Below are 20,723 nucleotides of genomic sequence, written 5' to 3'. Positions count from 1 at the left end.
GGTCGCGGCCGCGGGGCCGCCTCTCGTTGCGCCGCCCGCGCTCGGACGGCCGGCCCCGGGCCGACCCGTGCCGGCCGTCCTGCGAGAGGTCGCCTTGCGGCCGCTCCCGGCGTTCGGCGCGAGCGCCGGAACGCCCGAAGGCATCCGCCGAACACGCCCCGGCCGCCGCCTCCGAGGGTCCGCACGGCCCGCGGTGCGCGGAGGGTCCGCGGCGCCCTCCGCCGCCGGGGCCCTCTAGTGCAGGGACCCGGGGGTCAGCGCTCGCCGCCGGGCTTCCACAGGACCTCGTCGCCCTCCCGCGCCATGTACCGGCCCAGGATGAACAGCAGGTCCGAGAGGCGGTTGAGGTACTGCGCGGTGAGCGGGTTGACGGAGTCGCCGTGCTCCTCGACCGCCGCCCACACGCTGCGCTCGGCCCGCCGGGTCACCACCCGGGCGGTGTGCGTCAGCGCGACCGTGGGGGAGCCGCCGGGGAGGATGAAGCTGCGCAGGGTCGGCAGGTCGGCGTTGTAGGCGTCACAGGCCTCCTCCAGCCGGGTGACGTACTCCGGCAGGACGCGCAGCGGCGGGTACTCGGGGTCCGGGACGATCGGGGTCGACAGGTCGGCCCCCAGGTCGAACAGCTCGTTCTGGACCCGGGAGAGCAGCGCCCGCACGTCGTCGGGGACCTCGCCCAGGGCGAGCAGGGTCCCGATGGCGGCGTTGGCCTCCTCGGTGTCCGCGTAGCCGACGATCCGGGTGTCGTTCTTGCGGGTCCGGCTCATGTCGCCGAGCGCGGTGGTGCCGGTGTCCCCGGTCCGCGTGTAGATCTTGGACAGCACGACCGGCTTGTCCGTGTCCCGTTGAGTCATGCCCCCACCCTAGAGGGGGGACCGCCCGCCGCCGCGGGGCGGAGGGGGCTAGTGTCGGGCGGCATGAGCGAGATGGAGAAGACGGTCGGGGACGCCTACGGGGCGGTGGCCCGGGAGTACGCGGCCCTCGTGGACCGGTGGGGGGAGGACCGGCCGCTGGACCGGGCGCTGTTCCCGGTCTTCGCGGAGCTGGTCCGCGGCCGGGGCCCGGTGCTCGACGCCGGGTGCGGGCCCGGGCACCTGACGGCGCGGCTGCGGGAGCTGGGGGTGGAGGCGTTCGGGGTGGACCTGTCGCCGGGGATGGTCGACCTGGCCCGCGAGACGTACCCGGGGCTGCGGTTCGAGGTGGGGGACCTGGCCGGCCCGGTGGCGGAGGCCGGCTCCCTGGCCGGGGTCCTGGCCCACTACTCGGTGATCCACGACCCGCCCGGGCGGCTGCCCGTGACGCTGGCCGGGTTCCACCGGATGCTCCGGGAGGGCGGGTACCTGCTGCTGGCCTTCCAGGCCCTCGACGGCCCCGGGGTGCTCTGCGAGCCCTTCGACCACCGGGTGGCGCCCGCCCACCGCTACTCGCCGGAGGGCGTGTCGGTGCTGGCGGGGGAGGCCGGGCTCGCGGAAGTGGCCCGCCTCGTCATCGCCGGGAGCGAGGACGAGCGCCGCGGGTTCCCCCAGGCCCACCTGCTGTTCCGCAAACAGGAGTGACGGAGGATAACTGTTCGGCATCAGGGGGTGAGAAGTGATCTGGCTCACTGATACCTTATGGAGTGAGGGCGCTACTCATCGTAGTCCCGTGGCGGTGTTCACCGCGCCGACCCGAACGGAGTCATGAGGGGGGCCGCTCGGGCGGGCACGGAGGGGGAGACACCGCGAGGGGGCGGCGGGCGTGAAACCGGGGGGTTCACGCCCACCGCCCCCTCCCTGCTCCAGGGCGTGTTCGGCGGATGCCTTCGAGTGTTCCGGCGCTCGCGCCGAATGCCGGGAGCGGCCGCGACCCGGAATGATCCACTGAACACGCTCTACGGGCGGCCCGCGGTCACGGGCGCTCCCGCGGGGCCCTGGCCCGGATCACAGGACCCAGTCGTGGCCCAGGCGCGGGAACTGCGCGGCTGCACGGGTGCTCAGCACGCCGTTGACCGGCAGCGTGCTCTCGGCGAGGAACTCCACGCCGTGCGCGCCCGCCGCGGCCAGGTCGGCCACCGAGTCCCAGTTGACGTTCTCCAGGGTGTCGTCGGCCGTGTGGTAGTACGGGTCGAACTGCTCGCCCGCGGTACCGCCGTACCACTCCACCTGCTCCTCGGTCTTGATCCCGTCCGCGCCGCTGAACAGGCCGCCCGAGGGGATGCCCGCCGCCATGAACGGGGCGTAGTCGCTGCGGCCGCTCAGTACGCCGGGCCCGCTGACCTGGTCCTGGGAGGCGAAGTAGTCCTCGAACACCTTCGCGATCGCACCCGAGCCCGAGGGCGCGCCCGTCGAGTCCGGCAGCTCCATCCGGCCGTCCAGGACGAACCGGGCGTAGTTGTGCGAGCCGATCATGTCGAAGTTCAGGTACAGGGCGATGTCGTCGACCTCGCCGTCGGTCAGGCTCCCCACGTACTCCGTGGAACCGACCAGGCCCTCCTCCTCGGTGCCCCAGAAGGCGAACCGGACCTTGTTCTTCGGAGCCTCCTGGGAGGCCAGCCGGATCGCCGTCTCCAGCACGAACGCCGTGCCCGAGGCGTTGTCGTTGATGGCCGGCCCGTCCTCGACGCCGTCCAGGTGCGCGCCGACGACCACGACGTTGTCCTCGCGGCCGCCCGGGGTCTCCGCCAGCACGCTGAAGGAGGACTCCTGCACCACGGTCGAGTCGACCTTGACCCGCAGCTCCAGGCCCTCGGCCTCCAGCAGCGCGGCGCCCGCGGCGCCGGAGACGCCCACGGCCGGGATCGCGGACGTCTCGCCGACGGTCCCGGAGAAGACCTCGTCGGCGTTGTTGACCACCAGCGCGGCCGCCGCGCCCGCCGCGGCGGCGTTGGCGACCTTGTCCGAGAACGGGCAGGAGCCGCGCACCGTCACCGCGATCGCGCCCTCGGGGAAGCCTGCGAAGTCGTCCGCGGTGCAGCCGCTGTCCGCGCCGCCCGCGTCGACGGCGACCGCGGGCGCGGTCACGTCACCGGAGACCGAGTACGACATGGTCAGGAAGTCGGTGCCGCCCTCGTAGACGACCTCCTGCGGGGCGGTCTGCGCCAGCACCGGGTCGGACTGCTCGCGCCACAGCTCGTAGTCGTACTCGTGGCGGTAGGTCTCGTAGCCCGCCCTCTCGAGCTGGTCCTCGACGTAGAGGGCGGAGACGTCGTAGCCGGGGGAGTTCGTGGCCCGGTGGCCGCCGTTGTACTCGGCGATCGTGTCCAGGTTCTCCATGTGCGCCCTGATGGCGTCGGCGGTCACCAGCTCCGACAGGGGAGGCGCCGCGGGCTCCTGCGGCATGTTGGGGCGGGACGGCTTCTCGGGGCGGACCGGGCGGCGCAGCCACTCCGGCGGCTCGGCCTCCTCACCGCCGCGCGCCTGCGACTCGGGCTCGGCGTGCGCGGGGGAGGCCGCGACGACGCCCGCGGCCATGACGAGGGCGGTGAAACCGGCGACCGCGGCCCGTCGTCTGTGGGGTGTGCTCAACGATGTTCCTCCGGTGTACGGGGGAGTCCACCGCCGTGTCGGGGGATGGACACCCGGGGTGGGCGAGTCGTCGCTGCACACTGTCACTGTTCGCCCGCCCAGGGCAAGCGTCCCCCGGGAGGTTGCCACAATCAGCCACAGGACTTACGTTTCCGTGATCACTGTGGTTGGATTGTCTGCTTTGTGAGGCTCGAACGTCCAACCGGGCGCGGTCCCCGCGCCCGGCCTCACTCCTCGATCTCGTCCTGCCTCTTCTGGTGCTTGCGCTTGCGGTACTCGATGCCCACCCCGCCCATGACGGCCAGGCCGCGGATGTGCACGACCGGCGTTCCGGGGTCCAGCACGCTCGGGGTCCCCTCCTCCACGCCGAAACCGCCCATGATGGGCAGGCCGTGCACGCGGACCTGGATGTCGTCGGGCACGATGATGCCGATCCCGCCCATGACCGCGGTGGTCCAGATGGTGGTCTCCCGTGCCGTGAACCGGGCCTCGCGCAGGTCCAGCTCGATGCCGCCCATCAGCGCGAAGGAGAAGAAGTTCTCCGGGAGGACCCAGTTGCCGGAGCGGTCGGCGCCGCCCATGACGGCGATCGCGCTGTGGCTGGTCGGCGCCTGGTCGACGACCCGGTCCGCGCCGTAGACCGGCCGCGGGGAGCGGAAGCCGCCGGGCGCGGCGGGGGCGGCCGCCGGCCCGGGGGCGGCGGGCAGGTCCTCGGTGAGGGGGACGAGCTCGCCGAGGGTCTTGGCGCGGTAGACCGCGTCCAGGCGCTCGCTGTGCTCGTCGGGGTCCAGGCGGCCCTCGGCGAAGGCCTCCTGGAGTCGGTGCGCCACCGCGTCGCGGTCGGCGTCGGAGGCGCGCATCCGACCTGGGTCGGGGGGTGTGATCTCGCTCATCGTCTCCACCATATTCCGATTCTTCCGGCGCGACACCCTCCCGCACATCAGGGAGGAACCCCGAGCCGACCCCGGTTCCCGGGACCTCAGGACCCGGGCAGCAGCCCCTGGCGGATCGCCCGGCTGACGGCCGCCGTACGGTCCCCTACTCCCAGTTTCTCGTACACGCGCATCAGGTGCGTCTTGACCGTGGTCGGGCTGATGTGCAGGGCGCGGCCGATCGCCGCGTTGGTCGCGCCCTCGGCGGCCAGGCGCAGCACCTCGACCTCGCGCGGGGACAGCGCCGGGCCGGCGGGGGCGGAGCGGTTGCGCATCCCGGTGACGAGCTTGCCCGCCAGCCGCCCGGTCAGCACCGTCTCGCCGCGCGCGGCCGCGCGCACCGCCTCCGCCAGCTCCGCGCGCGGGGTGTCCTTGAGCAGGTAGCCGGTGGCCCCGGCCTCCACCGCGCGCAGGATGTCGGTGTCGGTGTCGTAGGTGGTCAGGACCAGGACGTTCGTCCCGGGGTGGTCCGCGGTGATGCGCTCGGTGGCCGCGACCCCGTCCCCGCCCGGCATGCGCAGGTCCATCAGGACCACGTCGGGGGACAGCTCGGCGACCCGGGCCAGGGCCTCGGGGCCGGAGGCGGCGTCACCGACGATGTCGAGGTCGGCCTCGGCGGAGAGCATGCCCCGGATGCCCTCGCGGACCACCGGGTGGTCGTCGACCAGCAGGACGCGGATCACGGGGTCTCCTCCTCCGGTTCGGGCAGGGTCAGGCGGACGGTGGTGCCCCGGCCGGGCGCGCTGTCGACGTCCAGTGTGCCGCCGACGGCGCGCGCCCGGTGGAGCATGCCCGGCAGGCCGTTGCCCGCGGACGGGGACGCGGGGTCGAAGCCGCGCCCGTCGTCGGTGACGGTGAGCCGGGTGCCCACGTCGGTGTGGGCCAGGGTGAGCGCCACCCGGTCGGCCGCCGCGTGCTTGCGCACGTTGGCCAGCGCCTCCTGGGCCGTGCGCAGCAGGCACACCTGGAGGTCGCCGGGCAGCTCCCGCGGGGTGCCCTCGACCACCACGGAGACGGGTACGCCCAGCTCGGTGCCCAGCCGCGCCCCGATGCGCTCCAGCGCCGCCTCCAGGGTGTCCTCGCCCAGGGGGACGGGGCGGCGGGCGGCGACCATGGCGCGCGCCTCGGCGAGGTTCTCCGCCGCGGTCTCCCGCATCAGCGCCAGGTGGCGGCGGGCCAGGGCGGGGTCGGTGTCCAGTTCCGACTCCACGGCCTGGGCGAGGGTGACGATGCTGGTGAACCCCTGGGCGAGGGTGTCGTGCACCTCCCGGGCCAGGCGCTCGCGCTCGGCCAGGGCCCCGGTCTCCTCCGACAGCCGGGCGGCCTCGGCCCTGCTCTCCCGCAGTTGGCGGATGAGCAGGGAGCGCTCGTAGCTCTCCTCGATCACCCTCTCGAACCAGCGGCCGAACCACAGGGCGAAGCCCAGGATGACCAGGTTGACGCCGACGCCCACCAGTGCCGGGACCGGTTCCGTCCCGTCCAGGAGGAGGCGGACGCCGGTGGGGACGAACATGATGACCCCGACCGCCGCCGTCCCGAACACCGACCCGCCCGACATGAAGCACACGGGGGCCACGGCGAACAGGCAGAAGGTCGCCGCCGGGGCCAGGGTCACCGCGACGGTCACCATGGCCGCCACCGCCGCCGTGAAGGCGAGGGCCGGGGCGGTGGCGTGCTCGTCGGCGTCGTACAGGCGCCGGCCCACGGCCAGGTACAGCACGGCGGTGGCCGCCAGCAGCGCGGCGGCGGTCCAGGTGGGCGGCCCGGGTTCGGAGACCACCGCCGTCGCCGCGGAGATCGCGAGCGCCACCGTCACGTACGCGTACCAGGCGCCGCTGAGCTCCCAGGCGTGGCGCTCGGCGACCACGGGCTCCGCCGCCGCGTCCTGCTCCGGAGCACGAGCCGCCACGGCGCTCACCCGTCCTTCCGCGTCTTCCACCGGAACGTCAGCAGTACCAGCACCAAGCCCACCACACACCAGGCGCCCAGGGCCAGCGCCACCAGGTGCAGGTCCCATGCCCCGGAGGGTTCGAACGCGGCCATCGCGTCCGGGTACAGGGCGGCCCGCATGCCCTGCGCCATCCACAGCAGCGGGAACAGCGAGGCGACCGCCAGCACGCCGTCGGGCAGCACCGTCACCGGTACGAACACCCCCGAGGTGAACTGCAGGGCCAGGAACGGCACCACCACGATGGTGGACGCCGCCTGGGCGGTGCGGGCCAGCGAGCTGACCGCGATGCCCAGCAGGGAGCAGGCGACCGTGCCCAGGACGAGCACCCAGGCCACGGTGAACCAGTCGGAGGCGTTGTCGGGCAGGGAGGCGCCGAAGACCAGCGCGGATACGCCGAGCAGCAGGACGGCCTGGCCCAGGGCGAGGAAGAACACCAGCAGGGTCTTGCCCAGGAAGTAGGCGGCGGGCGGCATCGGGGTGCCGCGCAGCCTCCGCAGCCCGCCCTGGTCGCGTTCGGTGGCGATCCCCGCGCCCAGGGTCTGGAAGCTGACCGACATCAGGCCCATGGCGAACAGGCCGGGCAGGTAGTAGTCGACGGCGGGCATGCCGAGGTCGAACAGCCCGTCGAAGATCAGCGCGAACATCGACAGGATCAGCGCGGGCAGGGCGAACGTGAAGATCACGCTCTCCCACTCCCGGCTGAAGGACCGGATCTCCAGCCACCCCCGGGACAGCCCCACGCGGAGCGTGCCGGGCAGCCGGACGTCGTCCATGGTGGTGCCGTTCATGCCAGGGCCTCCGTCCGCTCGCCGCCGTCGCCGGCGTCCTCGGTCTCCACCGTGTCCTCGATCAGCCCCAGGTAGACCTCCTCCAGGGTGGGGCGGTGCACGCGCAGCCCGGGGATCTCCCCGGTGAAGCCCGCGGCCAGGTCGGCGACGACACGGGTGGGCTCGTCGGTGAGGACCTCGCGCCGCACCCCGTCCTGCGACCAGCTCACGGTGGCCTGCGCGGTGGCCCGCCCGCCCAGGGTGTCGGGGGAGCCCAGGGCGCGGACCCGCCCCCGGGCCATGACGCAGACCCGGTCGGCGAGGGCCTCGGCCTCCTCCAGGTAGTGCGTGGTGAGGAGGATGGTGGTGCCCTGCTCGGCCAGGTTCCCGATCAGGGCCCAGAAGTCGCGTCGCGCCCGGGGGTCGAAACCGGTGGTGGGCTCGTCGAGGAAGAGGAGCTCGGGCCCGCCGATGATGCCCAGGGCCACGTCCAGGCGGCGCCGCTGGCCGCCGGACAGCGACTCGGGCAGCGCGCGGGCCTTCTCCGCCAGGCCGACCAGCTCCAGGGTCGCGTCGACGTTGTGCGGGGCGGGGTAGTGGCCGGCGAAGTGCCGCAGGACCTCGCGCACCGGGATCTTGGGCAGCAGGGTCTCCTGCTGCCACACGATGCCGATCCGCGCCCGCCAGGCCCTGCCCGCGCTCTGGGGGTCGGCGCCGAGCACCCGGACGGTGCCGCCGTCGCGGCGGCGGAAGCCCTCCAGGATCTCGACGGTGGTGGACTTGCCCGCGCCGTTGGGGCCCAGGACGGAGAAGACCTCGCCGCGGGGGACCGACAGGTCCACCCCCGCGACGGCGGCGTGGTCGCCGTACTTCTTGAGGAGGCCCGAGGCCTCGATCACCGCTGTGCTCATACCACCGAGCCTCGCGCGCGGCGGGCCCCGGCGGTATCGGGCGACCGGGCGGTCCGGTGTCCTCCGGTCGGAGGACACCCGTCAGAACAGGCGCAGGACGTCCGGCTCGATGCCGCGCAGCTCGTCGTAGTCCAGGACCACGCAGGCGATGCCGCGGTCCTCGGCCAGCACCCGCGCCTGCGGCTTGATCTCCTGGGCGGCGAAGACGCCCTTCACCGGGGCCAGCACGGGGTCGCGGTTGAGCAGCTCCAGGTAGCGGGTGAGCTGCTCGACGCCGTCGATGTCGCCGCGCCGCTTCAGCTCCACGGCCACCGTGTGGTTCTCCCCGTCCCGGCACAGGATGTCGACCGGGCCGATCGCGGTCGGGTACTCGCGGCGGATGAGGGTGTAGCCCTCGCCGAGGGTGGTGATGTGCTCGGCCAGCAGCTCCTGGAGGTGGGCCTCCACACCGTCCTTCTGGAGGCCGGGGTCCTTGCCGAGCTCGTGGGAGGAGTCGTGCAGGACCTCCTCCACGGTCAGGACCAGCTTCTCCCCGGACTTGCCGTGGGTGACGGTCCAGACGTCGGGGCCGTCCTCGACGGTCTCCTCGCGCAGCTTGCACGGGGGGTTCATCCAGTTGAGGGGTTTGAAGGCCCGGTCGTCGGCATGGATGGACACGCTCCCGTCGGCCTTGATGAGGACGAGCCGCGGGGCCATGGGCAGGTGGGCGGTGAGCCGGCCGACGTAGTCGACGCTGCACCGGGCGATGACGAGACGCACGAAACGTCACGTTACCGCCTCCGCGGCGTGCCCGGTGCGCGAACGCCGGAACGGGGGACGACCCGCCGGGACAGGTGGGGGCACCGCCCGGGCAAGGACTTTGTGGCCCTCACGCCCCGTGACCGCGGCGGGGCCGGGAGCCTAACCTCTCCAGAGAGCGCGCGGTGCGGGCCGGGGGACGGCCCGCCAGGACGGGCCGCGCGGGGCCCCGGCCCGGCCGGGAGGGATGGGAAGGGTCGCCGCCGAGGAGAGGGCGGCGGCCCCGCCGGGCATTTCCCGACATCGCGCCACTCGTGTTACCCGCGAGTACGGGCAGGGGGGTCCCGGGGGCCGCCGGGGTCCGCGAGCCGTCTAGGCTTGGCCTCATGGTGCAGGAATTCAAGAAGGTCGGTGTCGTCGGACTCGGCACGATGGGCGCGGGCATCGCCGAGGTGTTCGCCCGGGCCGGTTTCAACGTCATCGGGGTCGAGATCGACCAGGCCGCCCTCGACCGCGGCCGCGGCCACCTGGACAGGTCCCTCGGGCGCGCCGTCGCCAAGGGCAAGCTCACCGAGGAGGAGCGCTCCGCGATCGAGCAGCGGCTGACGTTCACCACGTCCCGCGAGGACCTGGCGGACGCGGACCTGGTCGTGGAGGCCGTCCCCGAGCGGATGGACCTCAAGCGCGACGTCTTCGGCGACCTGGACCGGATCTGCAGGAGCGAGACGATCCTGGCGACCAACACCTCCTCGCTGTCGGTCACGGAGATCGCGGCCCTGACCGGGCGCCCGGAGAAGGTCGTCGGGCTGCACTTCTTCAACCCGGCCCCCGTCATGAAGCTGGCCGAGGTCATCACCACGGTCGCCACCTCCGCCGAGACCGTCGACGTCGTCACCGAGGTCGCCAAGCGCATCGGCAAGACCCCCATCACGGTCGGGGACCGCGCCGGGTTCGTCGCCAACGCGCTGCTGGTGCCCTACATCAACGACGCGGTCCGCCTCTACGAGCGCAAGGTCGCCACCCGCGAGGAGATCGACGAGTCGGTCAAGAAGGCCGCCGGGCTGCCCATGGGCCCGCTGGCCCTGGCCGACCTGGTCGGCATCGACGTCTGCCTGGCCGTCATGGACGTGCTGTGGGACGAGTACCGCGACCCCCGCTACGCCGCCGCCCCGCTGCTGCGCCGCATGGTCGCCGCCGGCCACTACGGCCGCAAGGCCGGCCGGGGCTTCTACGCGGGCCGCGACGAGGCCCCCGAGCCGCTGCCCACCGGCCGCTACGCCGAGATGATCCGCGAGGAGGAGACCCTCGACCTGGGCGAGCTGCTCATCGCCCCGCAGATCGACGACGCCCTGCGGATGATCGGCGACGGCTACGCCACCGCCGAGGACGTCGACACCGCGATGCGCTTCGGCTGCGGCTACCCCAAGGGCCCGACCGAGCTGCTCGCCGAGCGCGGCGCCGAGGCCGTGGTCACCACCCTGGTCGCCATGGGCGAGTACGGGCTGACCACCATCGCCGTGCCCGCGTCGCTGCTCATGGACCAGCTGCCCGACACCCCGGAGGAGGAGGGCCACGGCGGCTGCGCCTGCCACGCCTGACACCCCCGAGGACCCCGGTGGCCGTCGCCGCAGCACCCCTGTGGCGGCGGCCACTGTCCTTCCTCTCCTACCCTGGATGGGTGAGCCCGCGTCGCAACTCCTCCCGCCGTCAGTCCTCGCGCGGCGGCCGCGCCCCCGGCGGCCCCCCGGACGAGGACGCCCTCATGCTGCGGATCACCGGCGGCCAGCGCCGGGAGACCGGCCCCGACGGCGAGTGGGTGACGCGCCGCATCCCCGGGTCCGCCGCGGTGAAGGCCTACCGCTGCCCCGGCTGCGCCCAGGAGATCCCCGCCGGCATGCCGCACGTCGTCGCCTGGCGCCCCTACGGCGACGGCGAGGACCGGCGGCACTGGCACTCCTCCTGCTGGGAGCGGCGCTCCCAGCGGGCCCCCCGCGCCCCCCGCTACTGAGCCCCGCCCCGCCGAGAACCCGGACAGAGGAGCCATGGAGATCCGAGCCACCACGGTGCTGCCCGCCGTGCGCCGCCCCATCACCCTGCACACCGCCGACGGCCTGGAGCTGGTCGGCGAGCTGGCCCTGCCCGAGGGCGGCGACCCGGTCGCGACCCTGGTGTGCCTGCACCCGCTGCCCACCGCCGAGGGAATGATGGACAGCCACGTCCTGCGCAAGGCGTCGTTCCGGCTGCCCGCGCTGGCGAACGTCGCGGTGCTGCGCTTCAACACGCGCGGCACCACCTCCCGCCACGGCACCAGCCAGGGCGAGTTCGGGGAGGGCGAGACCGAGCGGCACGACGTGCTGGCCGCCATCGAGTTCACCGAGTTCGAGGGGCTGCCGAACCCGTGGCTGCTGGGCTGGTCGTTCGGCACCGAGCTGGCCCTGAAGTGGGGCGCCGACCCGCAGGTCGCGGGCGCGCTGCTGCTCTCCCCGCCGCTGCACCGGGCCACCGAGGCGGACCTGGAGAACTGGGCCGCCACCGGCAAGCCCGTGGTCGTCCTCGTCCCCGAGCACGACGACTACCTGCGCCCGGAGCAGGCGCGGGAGCGGTTCGGGCCGCTCACCCAGGCCGAGGTGATCGGTGTCGACGGCGCCAAGCACCTGTGGGTGGGCGAACCGTACGTGCGCCGGGTCCTGGACGAGATCGTCCTGCGGGTCAACCCCGCCGCGTACCCGCTGCCCACCGAATGGGACGGCCCCTACGAGAAGGACGTCCAGACACCGCGCTGAGCCCCGCGCGAACGAGGGCCCGCCTCCTGGAAGGAGGCGGGCCCTCGGCCTGTCAGACGCGGTCCCGGGACCGCGGGGCGGCTACTCCTGCCACCAGTCCTCGTCGTCGGCGCCCTTGCCGGAACGGGCCGGCTGCTTGGGCTCCTCGGCGGCCGGGGCGGCCTCGGCGATGGCGGGAGCGGGGGCCGGGGCCGCGACGGGCGCGGGCGCCGGGGCCGCGGGGGCGACCGGAGCGGCACCGCCGCCGAGCAGCTGGCGCAGCTGCTGCAGGTGCGACTGGATGCTGTCGCGCTGGCGGTTGAGCTCGTCGACCTCCTTCTTGGCGGCCGTCGTGACGCGGTCGGCCTCGGCCTTGGCGTCGCTGACCATGTGCTCGGCCTTGGACTTGGCCTCCGCCTCGATCTGCGCGGCGTTCTTCTTGGCGTTGCCGACCAGCTGCTTGGCGTGGTTCTCCGCGTCGCGGCGGGTCTGCTCGGCCTGCTGGCTGGCCTGCTTGGCGTGGTGGTCGGCGCTGGCGGCGCGCTCCTCGGCCTCGGCGACCATCTTCTGGGTGGCGGCCTGCGCGGCGGCCAGGCGCTCGGCGTCCTGGCGCTCGGCCTCGGCGCGCCGGTCGGCCAGCTGCAGCTCGAACTGGTCCTCCAGCTCGGTGCGGCGGGCCTCGGACTCGGCGTAGGCGCGCTCGGCGTTCTTGCGCAGCTCCTCGGCCTGGCTCTTGGCGGCCTGGATCGTCTCGTCCCGCTCGCGCTTGGCGGCGGCGCGGGCCTGGGCGCACTCGCGCTCGGTGGTGGTGCGCAGCTTGGCGATCTCGCCCTCGAAGGTCGCCCGCTTCTCGGCGATCTCGTGGTCGACCGCGGCCCGCTTCTTCTGGACCTCGCGCTCGGTGGTGGAGGACAGCTCGTCGGCCCGGCGGCGGGCGCTGGTGGAGATCTCCTCGGCCTCGGCCTCGGCGCTCTGGCGCATCTCGTCGGCCTCGCGCTGGGCGAGGGTGCGCACCTCGGTGGCCTCGGACTCGGCGGCGGCCCGCATCTCGGCGGCCTCGATCTTGGCGGCCGAACGGATGTCGTTGGCGTCGATCTGGGCGCTCTGGACCAGCTCCCCGGCCTGCTCCTCGGCCAGGCGCAGCAGCTGCTCGATCCGCGAGCCCAGGCCGGCGTAGGTGGGGCGCTCGCGCTCCTGGAGCTGGCGGTTCTTCGAGTTGAGCTCGGCCTTGAACTTCTCGACCTGCTTGTTGGCCGCCTTGACCTCGTTGCGCAGACCGTCCAGGTAGTCCGTCACCTGGGTACGGTCGTAGCCGCGCAACACCACGTCGAACTCGGGCGGGGTGTTGTCCTCGTCGAAGATGTTGTTGAGTTGGGTGTCGATGTTGTTTGACGGCATGTGGCGGAATCCTGAACGGGTGCGAGACGGCTATTTGTGAGCGGCCGGGGACCGCGTTGGCGGGCGGTGGTCGGGGCCCCGGGGACGGGCGTGCTCTCCGGTCCGATCCGCGGACGCGGGTGTGACCGACGCGGCGGGTCGCGACCGGTTCTCGACCATCGCCGACGCCGTCGGTGCGTTCCGTGCGTACCGGCCCGCCGCGGCGCGAGGGTTGCGGTGGCGCGCGGCCGACCCGGTCCACCGGACGCAGGACGTGGACCGGACGAGCCGGAGATTCACGTCCGGTGGCCAACCGACTTTATCAAGCGGGGAACCCCTGGGAAGAGGGTTTCGGGTAACTTCCGGTGGGGTTTGCGGTGGCTTCCGCGACCGACGCACAAGATGTGATGTGTCCGGAACGCCCCTGTGACGTCAGAGGTCCGAGAGGTCCCGGGAACGGCCGTGTCAGCGGGTGCTCTGGACCAGTTCCGTGAGCACGCCCCCGCAGTCCTTCGGGTGCAGGAACACGATCTGCGAACCGGCGGTGCCCCGCCGGGGCGCGGCGTCCAGGACCCGCACGCCCCTCCCGCCGACCTCCGCCGCGGAGGCGGCCACGTCCCCGGTCCCGAACGCGATGTGGTGCACGCCCTCCCCGTTGCGTTCGAGGAACTTCCCCACCGGGGAGTCGGGACGGGTCGGTTCCAGCAGTTGCAGATACGTGGCGCCGCCGTCGTCCGTGCCGTTGATCCGGAGCATCGCCTCGCGCACCCCCTGCTCCTCGTTGACCTCCTCGTGCTCCACCTCGAAACCGTAGGTCGACCGGTAGAACTCGACCGCGGCGTCCAGGTCGCGGCAGGCGATGCCGACGTGGTCCAGACGGGTGAGACCGGAGAAGGGGACGGCGCGATCAGGGGCGTTGCTCATCAGGTTGTCGGGTGCGGAGGCCCGGTCCTCCGGGACCGGGAGGGAACACCCTTCTCCTTCCGGTCGGGTATCCACGAACAAGCTGTTAAAAAGTGAAGCATGGCGAGGAAGACTGTGAAGCGGGCGTTCAAGTACCGCTTCTACCCCACCGGTGCGCAGGCGGCGGAGCTGTCGCGCACGTTCGGGTGTGTCCGCCTGGTCTACAACAAGGCCCTCGCAGCCCGCACCCGGGCCTGGTACCAGAACCGGGAACGGATCGGCTACAACGCTACCTCGGCGATGCTCACCGGCTGGAAGAAGACCGAGAACCTCGCCTTCCTGGCCGAGGTGTCCAGCGTTCCGCTCCAGCAGGCGCTGCGCCACCTCCAGCAGGGGTTCTCGCACTTCTTCGCCGGACGGGCCTGCTACCCGCGCTTCAAGTCGCGGAAGAAGTCCCGCGCCTCCGCGGAGTACACCTCCAGCGCGTTCCGCTATCGCGACGGGAAGCTCACTCTGGCGAAGATGTCCGAGCCGTTGGCCATCGTCTGGTCGCGTCCGCTCCCGGCGGGCGCGGCCCCGTCCACGGTGACGGTGTCGCGTGATGCGGTGGGCCGCTGGTTCGTGTCACTGCTGTGCGAGGACACCGTCGAATCCTCCCCGGCGCCACATGATGCGGTCGGTGTCGACGCCGGGATCACCTCGCTGGTCACCCTGTCCACGGGCGAGAAGGTCACCAACCCCCGGCACGAGCGGGCCGACCGGGCCCGGCTCGCCAGGGCCCAGCGGGCGCTGTCGCGCAAGCAGACGGGGTCGGCCAACCAGGCCAGGGCCCGCACCAGGGTGGCGCGGGTGCACGCCCGGATCGCCGACCGCCGGAAGGATTTCCTGCACAAGCTCACCACTCGTCTCGTCCGCGAAAACCAAGTGGTCGTGATCGAGGACCTGACCGTGCGCACCATGGTCAGGAACCGCGGCCTGGCCCGCGCCATCTCCGATGCCGCCTGGTCGGACATGCGGTCGATGCTGGAGTACAAAGCCGCCTGGTACGGGCGGGAGCTGGTGGTGGTGGACCGGTTCTTCCCCTCCACCCGGCTGTGCTCGGTGCCCGGGTGCGGGCACGTGCACGAGCGGCTGCCGCTGGACGTACGCGTGTGGACCTGTCCCCGGTGCGGGGCGGTGCACGACCGCGATGTGAACGCGGCGAACAACCTCAGGGCCGCCGGGCTGGCGGTGTCCGCCTGTGGAGCCGGTGTGAGACCCCGACGGGAGCCTTCCCGGACGGGGCTGTCGGCGTCGAAGCAGGAAGGCCGCGGGGCGACCCGCGACGGGGCGAACGCCCCGGACCACCGGTAGGTGGTTCCGTGATCCCGGCCGCTCACGACCGGGAAGAAGCCAACGTGTGAACCTCTCGGCTGCGGCCAACGGCTGTGTGGGTATCGTTGCAGACCAGGTGCGTCACCGATCACTTGGAGGCCAGTTACCATGCCCGGTTCCGTCATCGTCGGTGGGGCTCGCACCCCCACCGGACGACTCCTCGGCTCCCTCGCCGGGTTCTCCGCCGTCGACCTGGGCGGCTTCGCGATCAAGGGCGCGCTCGACAGCGCCGGGATCAACGGCGACCAGGTCGAGTACGTGGTCATGGGCCAGGTGCTCCAGGCCGGCGCCGGCCAGATCCCCTCCCGCCAGGCGGCCGTCAAGGCCGGGATCCCCATGAACGTCCCCTCGCTCACCGTCAACAAGGTGTGCCTGTCGGGCCTGGACGCCATCGCCCTGGCCGACCAGCTCATCGCCGCGGGCGAGTTCGACGTCGTGGTAGCGGGCGGCATGGAGTCCATGACCAACGCCCCGCACCTGCTGCCCAAGTCCCGCCACGGGTACAAGTACGGCTCCATCGAGGTCCTGGACGCCACCGCGCACGACGGCCTCACCGACGCCTTCGAGGGCGACTCCATGGGCGCCTCCACCGAGCGGCACAACGGCAAGCTCGGCATCACCCGCGAGGAGCAGGACGAGTTCGCCGCCCGGTCGCACCAGCGCGCCGCCGCGGCCGCCGAGAAGGGCCTCTTCGACGCGGAGATCGTCCCGGTGGAGATCCCGCAGCGCAAGGGCGACCCGGTCGTCTTCTCCCACGACGAGGGCGTCCGCCCCGACACCACCGCCGAGAGCCTGGGCCGGCTGCGCCCGGCCTTCGACCGCGACGGCACCATCACCGCCGGGTCCTCCTCGCAGATCTCCGACGGCGCCGCCGCCGTCGTGGTGATGAGCCGGGCCAAGGCCGAGGAGCTGGGCCTGACGGTCCTCGCCGAGATCGGCGCGCACGGCAACGTCGCCGGTCCCGACAACTCCCTGCACTCCCAGCCCTCCAACGCGATCGCGCACGCGCTGCGCAAGGCGGGCCGGGAGGTCGCCGACCTCGACCTCATCGAGATCAACGAGGCCTTCGCCGCGGTCGGCATCCAGTCCATGAAGGACCTGGGCGTGTCCGCCGACATCGTCAACGTCAACGGCGGCGCCATCGCCCTGGGCCACCCGATCGGCGCCTCCGGCGCCCGGATCGCCCTGCACCTGGTCCACGAGCTGCGCCGCCGCGGCGGCGGGCTGGGCGCGGCCGCGCTGTGCGGCGGCGGCGGCCAGGGCGACGCGCTGCTGTTCTCGGTGCCCGCCGAGTAGCACGCGGTCCGCCGCCGGAACGGCGCCGCACGCCGGGAGAACCCCGTGCCGTGCGCGCGCGTCGGTCCCGGCCTGCGGGGGTTCCTCGCAGAAACTAGTCATTCCCCACCGTGTCCCCGGGGCCGACCGGGCCCCGCACGGAGTCACGACGCACCTGGAGCGGCGGGGCGGCGGTCACGAGCCGCCGCCCCGCCGCCGCGCGGACGGCTGCGTATGGAAGGAGCCGCATGGACACCCCCCGACTGGTCGAGAAGCTGCTGCGGGGCGACCGCCGGGCCCTGGCCCGCGCGATCACCCTGGTGGAGAACGGCTCCCCGGAACTGCGCGAGATCATGGCGGGGCTGGCCCCGCACACCGGCCGCGCCCGGATCATCGGGTTCACCGGGTCGCCCGGCGTGGGCAAGTCCACGACCACCAACGCGGTGGTGCGCGCCGCCCGGGCCCGCGGCCTGAGCGTGGCCGTGCTGGCGGTGGACCCCTCGTCCCCGTTCACCGGCGGGGCTCTGCTGGGGGACCGGGTCCGCATGCAGGAGCACGCCACCGACCCGGGCGTGTACATCCGGTCCATGGCCAACCGGGGCCACCTGGGCGGCCTGTCCTGGGCCGCCCCGCACGCCCTGCGGGTGCTGGACGCCGCCGGGTTCGACGTGGTGCTGGTGGAGACCGTCGGCGTCGGCCAGGCCGAGGTGGAGATCGCCGGGCAGGCCGACACCACCGTGGTGCTGTGCGCTCCCGGCATGGGCGACTCCGTGCAGGCCGCCAAGGCGGGCGTGCTGGAGGTCGCCGACGTGTTCGCGGTCAACAAGGCCGACCGGGAGGGCGCCAAGTCCACCCTGCGCGAGCTGCGCCAGATGGTCGCGATGAAGGACCGCGCCGACGACGAGTGGAAGCCGCCGATCGTCATGATGGTCGCCGTGCACGACGAGGGTGTGGACGAGCTGTGGGAGCGGCTGGACGCGCACTTCGCGCACCTGGAGTCCGGCGGGGGGCTCGCCGAGCGCCGCCGCCGCCGGGCTCGCGAGGAGGTGCAGGCCATCGTGCTGGACCTGCTGCGCTCCCGGATCGGCGTGGGCGACGGCGGCGCCCTGGAGTCCGCGGCCCGCGACGTCGCCGAGGGGCGCCGCGACCCCTACGCCGCCGCCGACCTGGTCCTCAAGGAACTGGACGCCTAGGCGAGTGTCCGCAGCAGGACGGCGGCGAAGCCCGCGGGGTCGTCGGCGAACCCGCCGTGGCCGCCGGGGAACACCACCGGGTCCTCGCCCAGGCGCTTCGCCAGCTCCCGGGAGGTCCGGTCGGTGAGCAGGGTCCCGGACTCGGCGCCGAGCCCGACCACGACCCGCACCGGGCCGGCGCGCAGGGCGTCGGTGTCGGGCACGTGACGGGTGGTGCCCCGCAGTTCGTGGACGAAGAAGCGGTGAGCGTCCGCGACGTCCTGCTCGCCGGGCTCCCGCTCCGGGCCGCCCTGCCCCTCCCCGTCCTCCTCGGGCACCGGGAACCCGGCGTTGGCCATGAACGCCGCGAACGCGGCCCCCATCCCGTCCCGGTGGTAGGTCCCGATGATCGCCTCGGTGGCCTCGCGCTGCGCGGTGGCGTCGGGCAGCAGTTCCAGGAGCGGCGGCTCGTGCGCGACGACGGTGCCGAACCGGTCCGGGTGGTGCTCTGCCGCGGCGAGCACGGTCACCGCCCCGCCGCTGGAGCCCAGGGCGTCGGCCTTCTCCGCGTCCAGCGCGTCCAGTAGGGCGACCAGGTCGTCGGCGCGCAGCCGGGGCGTGGAGTCCTGCCGGGGGTCGTCCAGGGGGCTGCGGCCGATGCCGCGCGGGTCGTGGGTCACCACGGTCCGCTCGGCGGCCAGGAGGTCGGCGACCGGGGCGAACTCGCGCGCCGACATGGGCGCCCCGCTCAGGACGAGCACGGGGCCGCTGCCGCGGACCTCGTAGTACAGGGTGCCGTCGGCGGTCTTCACGGTGTGCTGCTCGGGCATCGCGGTTCCTCTCGTTCGGGTCTCACCGGTACCGACCCGGCGGCCCCGCGGAAATCATCGCCCGGGCCGGAACGTTCCCGGGGCACCGCGCCCGGGCGACGGGAACGGCGGCGCCCCCGGCACGGGGCGCCGCCGTCGGGCCCCCGCGGGGGCCGGTGGAGGGGCGGGTGGATCAGCCCAGCGTCGCGTCGACCGCGTTCATGAGGCTGGCGTTGGCGTCGTCACCGTCGATGGACCAGATCATCACGCCGCCGAGGCCGCGGTCCACCGCCCACTGCGTCTTCTGGGCGATGGCGATCTCGTCGTCGTAGGTCCAGAACGTGCTCCCGTTGTACAGCCACGCGGTCCCGGAGGCGTCGTCCCGGTAGAGGTCGTACCCGGTCAGGTTCTTGATGACCTTCCAGTCGTCGATCCCCTGCTCGTAGGTGCCGGGGGCGGGGCCGGTGGCCGCCTGGAAGAGGCCGTCGCCGTTCGGGCCGGGGGAGACCCCGGTCCAGCCGCGGCTGTAGAAGGGCACGCCCAGGACCATGTCGCCGGGGGCCACGCCCAGCTCCAGGTAGCGGTCGATGGCCACCTCGCCCGCGAAGATCCGCGGGCCGGGGTCGCCGGGGGTGACCAGCAGGTTGGACTGGTGGTTGGTGCTGTTCTCCCAGGCGCCGTGGTAGTCGTAGCCCTGCACCGTGATGTAGTCGAAGTTCGGCATGAGGGCGTTCATCTCGAAGCCCAGGTCGATCTTGTCCGGGTCGGCGGGCAGGAACGCGGACAGCTCGAACTGCCGGCCGGTCTCGGTCTCCAGGGCGTCGAGCTGGTCGCGGAACTCCTGGACCAGGGCGGTGAAGTTCTCCCGGTCCTCGGGCCGGATCGTGTTGTGCTCGTGGCCCTCGGAGGCGGGCCACTCCCAGTCGAGGTCGATGCCGTCGAACACGCCGTAGGCGGAGCCGACGCCGCCGGCGCCGTCGAAGAGCGGCAGGTTGCCCCGCAGGTACTGGTCGATGCAGGACGACACCATGCGCTCGCGCGACTCGGGGGTCAGGGCCGCGTCGGAGAAGTGCTCCGACCAGGTCCAGCCGCCGAGGGAGATGTTGACCTTCAGGTGCGGGTACTTCGCCTTGAGCTCCAGCAGCTGGTTGAAGTTGCCGCGCAGGTCCTGGCTCCACACGTCGCCGACGCCGTCGACGCTCTGGTCGGCGGTGAAGGAGCGGCCGTAGTCGGCCCAGGCGTCGCCCTGGCCGAGCTGGTTGGCCATGAAGCACTCGCCGTTGGCGTTGATGTTGCCGAACGAGTAGTTGATGTGCGTGAGCTTCTCGGCGGTGCCCGAGGTGTCCAGGTTCCGCACCAGGTAGCCGCGGTCGTAGATGCCCCACTGGGTGAAGTAGGCGACCCGGCGGTTCTGCGGGGCGGGTACGGTGCCCTCCTCGTCGGTGGTGGCCGTCACCGCGGCGCTCTCGGGGCCGCGGTTGTTGGAGGTGTCGTAGGCCCGCACGGTGAAGTCGTACGCGGTCTGCGGCGTCAGCCCGGTCACGGTGGCGCTGGTCCCGGTGACCGCGCGGACGACCGCTCCGCCGGAGAGCACCTCGTAGCCGGCGACCTGCACGTTGTCGGTGGCGGCGGTCCAGCTCAGGTCCACCGTGTTGGGGCCGGTCCCGGTGACGGTGAGCCCGGTGGGGGCGGTGGGGGCCTCGGTGTCGGGCTCGCCGGGCTCACCGGAGCAGGGGGCGCCGTTGACGGTGCAGTTCAGGGGGGTGGTGTCGGCTCCGGCGGTGCTGGTGCCGTTGAACCCGATCGAGTAGGCGCCGCCCGCGGGGACGGGGCCGCCCCAGGAGGGCGGGGTCAGGGTGTAGGAGTTCCCGGACCGGCTCATGGTGGCGTTCCACAGGCTGGTGACGGCCGTGCCCGAGGGCAGGTCGAACTTGATCGTCCAGTCGTTCAGCGCCGTGTTCCCGGCGTTGGCGACGGTGATCTGGCCGCCGTAGCCGGTGCCCCAGTTGCCGGTCTCGACGTAGGTGACGGTGACGTCGGAGGCGGCCGCCGCGGCCGGGGCGGGGGAGAGGGACAGGGGGATGAGGAGTACGGCTGCGACCAGTGCCGCGAGCCGGGATCGTCGTGCTCTCACTTCGGTGCTCCTGGTGCGTGAGCGGGAGGTGGGGGAGGTCGCCGTCCGGCGGCCCCGTCGCGGGGCGGGCCGGGGGACGACGGCGGGTGTGCGCCCGAGGAGTCGCGTGTCGTGGAGT

General features: G+C 73.2%; 19 protein-coding genes. 7 read left to right on the top strand and 12 right to left on the bottom strand.

Annotated elements, in window-relative coordinates; genetic code table 11:
* Positions 1-254 precede the first annotated feature (254 nt).
* Positions 255-851, bottom strand: a complete 597-nt coding sequence (locus tag KGD84_RS25990; protein ID WP_220562980.1) for a cob(I)yrinic acid a,c-diamide adenosyltransferase — start codon at positions 849-851, stop codon at positions 255-257.
* A gap of 63 nt (positions 852-914) precedes the next feature.
* Here KGD84_RS25990 and KGD84_RS25985 point away from each other — a divergent pair, with 63 nt between their 5' ends.
* Positions 915-1,553 carry a class I SAM-dependent DNA methyltransferase gene (locus KGD84_RS25985; RefSeq protein WP_220562979.1) on the top strand — a complete coding sequence of 213 codons (639 nt, stop codon included), beginning with the start codon at positions 915-917 and terminating at the stop codon, positions 1,551-1,553.
* 363 nt (positions 1,554-1,916) lie between these two features.
* Here KGD84_RS25985 and KGD84_RS25980 read toward each other — a convergent pair whose 3' ends face one another.
* From KGD84_RS25980 to nucS, 7 genes are all read right to left on the bottom strand, one after another.
* Positions 1,917-3,446, bottom strand: a complete 1,530-nt coding sequence (locus KGD84_RS25980) for a M28 family peptidase (RefSeq protein ID WP_220565321.1) — start codon at positions 3,444-3,446, stop codon at positions 1,917-1,919.
* Between the two features lie 281 nt (positions 3,447-3,727).
* Positions 3,728-4,405, bottom strand: a complete 678-nt coding sequence (locus tag KGD84_RS25975) for a DUF1707 SHOCT-like domain-containing protein (RefSeq protein WP_220562978.1) — start codon at positions 4,403-4,405, stop codon at positions 3,728-3,730.
* Positions 4,406-4,479: 74 nt separating this feature from the next.
* A complete protein-coding gene (locus KGD84_RS25970) occupies positions 4,480-5,115 on the bottom strand; it encodes a response regulator transcription factor (RefSeq protein ID WP_220562977.1) in 636 nt (211 codons plus the stop codon).
* Positions 5,112-6,350: a sensor histidine kinase gene (locus tag KGD84_RS25965; RefSeq protein WP_255646813.1), complete on the bottom strand. Its 1,239-nt coding sequence runs from the start codon at positions 6,348-6,350 to the stop codon at positions 5,112-5,114. The genes KGD84_RS25970 and KGD84_RS25965 overlap by 4 nt, the downstream gene beginning before the upstream one ends.
* The gene (locus KGD84_RS25960; protein ID WP_220562975.1) at positions 6,347-7,171 is read right to left on the bottom strand and encodes an ABC transporter permease; all 825 of its coding nucleotides are present in this window, start codon (positions 7,169-7,171) and stop codon (positions 6,347-6,349) included. Before KGD84_RS25960 ends, KGD84_RS25965 begins: the two co-directional genes overlap by 4 nt.
* Positions 7,168-8,061 carry an ABC transporter ATP-binding protein gene (locus KGD84_RS25955; RefSeq protein WP_220562974.1) on the bottom strand — a complete coding sequence of 298 codons (894 nt, stop codon included), beginning with the start codon at positions 8,059-8,061 and terminating at the stop codon, positions 7,168-7,170. The genes KGD84_RS25960 and KGD84_RS25955 overlap by 4 nt, the downstream gene beginning before the upstream one ends.
* An 81-nt stretch (positions 8,062-8,142) precedes the next feature.
* On the bottom strand, positions 8,143-8,820 hold the full coding sequence (gene nucS / locus KGD84_RS25950; protein ID WP_220562973.1) for an endonuclease NucS: 678 nt from the start codon (positions 8,818-8,820) through the stop codon (positions 8,143-8,145).
* 365 nt (positions 8,821-9,185) lie between these two features.
* Between nucS and KGD84_RS25945 the strand changes: the two genes are divergently transcribed.
* The 3 genes from KGD84_RS25945 to KGD84_RS25935 all read left to right on the top strand — a co-directional run bounded on the left by KGD84_RS25945 (position 9,186) and on the right by KGD84_RS25935 (position 11,582).
* Positions 9,186-10,397, top strand: coding sequence for a 3-hydroxyacyl-CoA dehydrogenase (locus KGD84_RS25945; protein ID WP_220562972.1), 1,212 nt, complete (start codon positions 9,186-9,188; stop codon positions 10,395-10,397).
* Positions 10,398-10,477: 80 nt separating this feature from the next.
* On the top strand, positions 10,478-10,807 hold the full coding sequence (locus KGD84_RS25940) for an ATP/GTP-binding protein (protein WP_220562971.1): 330 nt from the start codon (positions 10,478-10,480) through the stop codon (positions 10,805-10,807).
* Positions 10,808-10,841: 34 nt separating this feature from the next.
* A complete protein-coding gene (locus KGD84_RS25935; protein WP_220562970.1) occupies positions 10,842-11,582 on the top strand; it encodes an alpha/beta hydrolase in 741 nt (246 codons plus the stop codon).
* Between the two features lie 81 nt (positions 11,583-11,663).
* Here the strand turns inward: KGD84_RS25935 and KGD84_RS25930 are convergent, their stop codons facing one another.
* Together KGD84_RS25930 and mce are read right to left on the bottom strand one after the other, a co-directional pair.
* On the bottom strand, positions 11,664-12,959 hold the full coding sequence (locus KGD84_RS25930; protein WP_220562969.1) for a DivIVA domain-containing protein: 1,296 nt from the start codon (positions 12,957-12,959) through the stop codon (positions 11,664-11,666).
* A gap of 444 nt (positions 12,960-13,403) precedes the next feature.
* Positions 13,404-13,862 carry a methylmalonyl-CoA epimerase gene (gene mce / locus KGD84_RS25925; protein WP_220562968.1) on the bottom strand — a complete coding sequence of 153 codons (459 nt, stop codon included), beginning with the start codon at positions 13,860-13,862 and terminating at the stop codon, positions 13,404-13,406.
* A 99-nt stretch (positions 13,863-13,961) separates the two neighbouring features.
* On the opposite strand from mce, the gene KGD84_RS25920 reads away from it, so the two are divergent.
* From KGD84_RS25920 to meaB, 3 genes are all read left to right on the top strand, one after another.
* The gene (locus tag KGD84_RS25920) at positions 13,962-15,194 is read left to right on the top strand and encodes an RNA-guided endonuclease InsQ/TnpB family protein (protein WP_220562967.1); all 1,233 of its coding nucleotides are present in this window, start codon (positions 13,962-13,964) and stop codon (positions 15,192-15,194) included.
* 129 nt (positions 15,195-15,323) lie between these two features.
* Positions 15,324-16,511: an acetyl-CoA C-acetyltransferase gene (locus KGD84_RS25915; protein ID WP_220562966.1), complete on the top strand. Its 1,188-nt coding sequence runs from the start codon at positions 15,324-15,326 to the stop codon at positions 16,509-16,511.
* Positions 16,512-16,738: 227 nt separating this feature from the next.
* Positions 16,739-17,683, top strand: a complete 945-nt coding sequence (meaB, locus tag KGD84_RS25910; RefSeq protein WP_220562965.1) for a methylmalonyl Co-A mutase-associated GTPase MeaB — start codon at positions 16,739-16,741, stop codon at positions 17,681-17,683.
* Here the strand turns inward: meaB and KGD84_RS25905 are convergent.
* Positions 17,680-18,492 carry an alpha/beta fold hydrolase gene (locus KGD84_RS25905; protein WP_220562964.1) on the bottom strand — a complete coding sequence of 271 codons (813 nt, stop codon included), beginning with the start codon at positions 18,490-18,492 and terminating at the stop codon, positions 17,680-17,682. The two genes, meaB and KGD84_RS25905, sit on opposite strands and share 4 nt — an antisense overlap.
* 172 nt (positions 18,493-18,664) lie before the next feature.
* The gene (locus KGD84_RS25900) at positions 18,665-20,605 is read right to left on the bottom strand and encodes a glycoside hydrolase family 18 chitinase (protein ID WP_255646812.1); all 1,941 of its coding nucleotides are present in this window, start codon (positions 20,603-20,605) and stop codon (positions 18,665-18,667) included.
* Positions 20,606-20,723 lie beyond the last annotated feature (118 nt).

It is taken from the genome of Nocardiopsis changdeensis (assembly GCF_018316655.1).
Lineage (GTDB): Bacteria > Actinomycetota > Actinomycetes > Streptosporangiales > Streptosporangiaceae > Nocardiopsis > Nocardiopsis changdeensis.
Note: the sequence above shows the minus strand (reverse complement) of the source record. Positions and strands in the feature narration are given on the sequence as shown.

Coding starts and splice junctions, on each gene's coding strand:
- KGD84_RS25990 (WP_220562980.1), bottom strand. CDS start 851: ATGACTCAACGGGACACGGACAAGCCGGTCGTGCTGTCCAAGATCTAC.
- KGD84_RS25985 (WP_220562979.1), top strand. CDS start 915: ATGAGCGAGATGGAGAAGACGGTCGGGGACGCCTACGGGGCGGTGGCC.
- KGD84_RS25980 (WP_220565321.1), bottom strand. CDS start 3,446: ATGGCCGCGGGCGTCGTCGCGGCCTCCCCCGCGCACGCCGAGCCCGAG.
- KGD84_RS25975 (WP_220562978.1), bottom strand. CDS start 4,405: ATGGTGGAGACGATGAGCGAGATCACACCCCCCGACCCAGGTCGGATG.
- KGD84_RS25960 (WP_220562975.1), bottom strand. CDS start 7,171: ATGAACGGCACCACCATGGACGACGTCCGGCTGCCCGGCACGCTCCGC.
- KGD84_RS25955 (WP_220562974.1), bottom strand. CDS start 8,061: ATGAGCACAGCGGTGATCGAGGCCTCGGGCCTCCTCAAGAAGTACGGC.
- KGD84_RS25945 (WP_220562972.1), top strand. CDS start 9,186: ATGGTGCAGGAATTCAAGAAGGTCGGTGTCGTCGGACTCGGCACGATG.
- KGD84_RS25935 (WP_220562970.1), top strand. CDS start 10,842: ATGGAGATCCGAGCCACCACGGTGCTGCCCGCCGTGCGCCGCCCCATC.
- KGD84_RS25930 (WP_220562969.1), bottom strand. CDS start 12,959: ATGCCGTCAAACAACATCGACACCCAACTCAACAACATCTTCGACGAG.
- mce (WP_220562968.1), bottom strand. CDS start 13,862: ATGAGCAACGCCCCTGATCGCGCCGTCCCCTTCTCCGGTCTCACCCGT.
- KGD84_RS25920 (WP_220562967.1), top strand. CDS start 13,962: ATGGCGAGGAAGACTGTGAAGCGGGCGTTCAAGTACCGCTTCTACCCC.
- KGD84_RS25915 (WP_220562966.1), top strand. CDS start 15,324: ATGCCCGGTTCCGTCATCGTCGGTGGGGCTCGCACCCCCACCGGACGA.
- meaB (WP_220562965.1), top strand. CDS start 16,739: ATGGACACCCCCCGACTGGTCGAGAAGCTGCTGCGGGGCGACCGCCGG.
- KGD84_RS25905 (WP_220562964.1), bottom strand. CDS start 18,492: ATGCCCGAGCAGCACACCGTGAAGACCGCCGACGGCACCCTGTACTAC.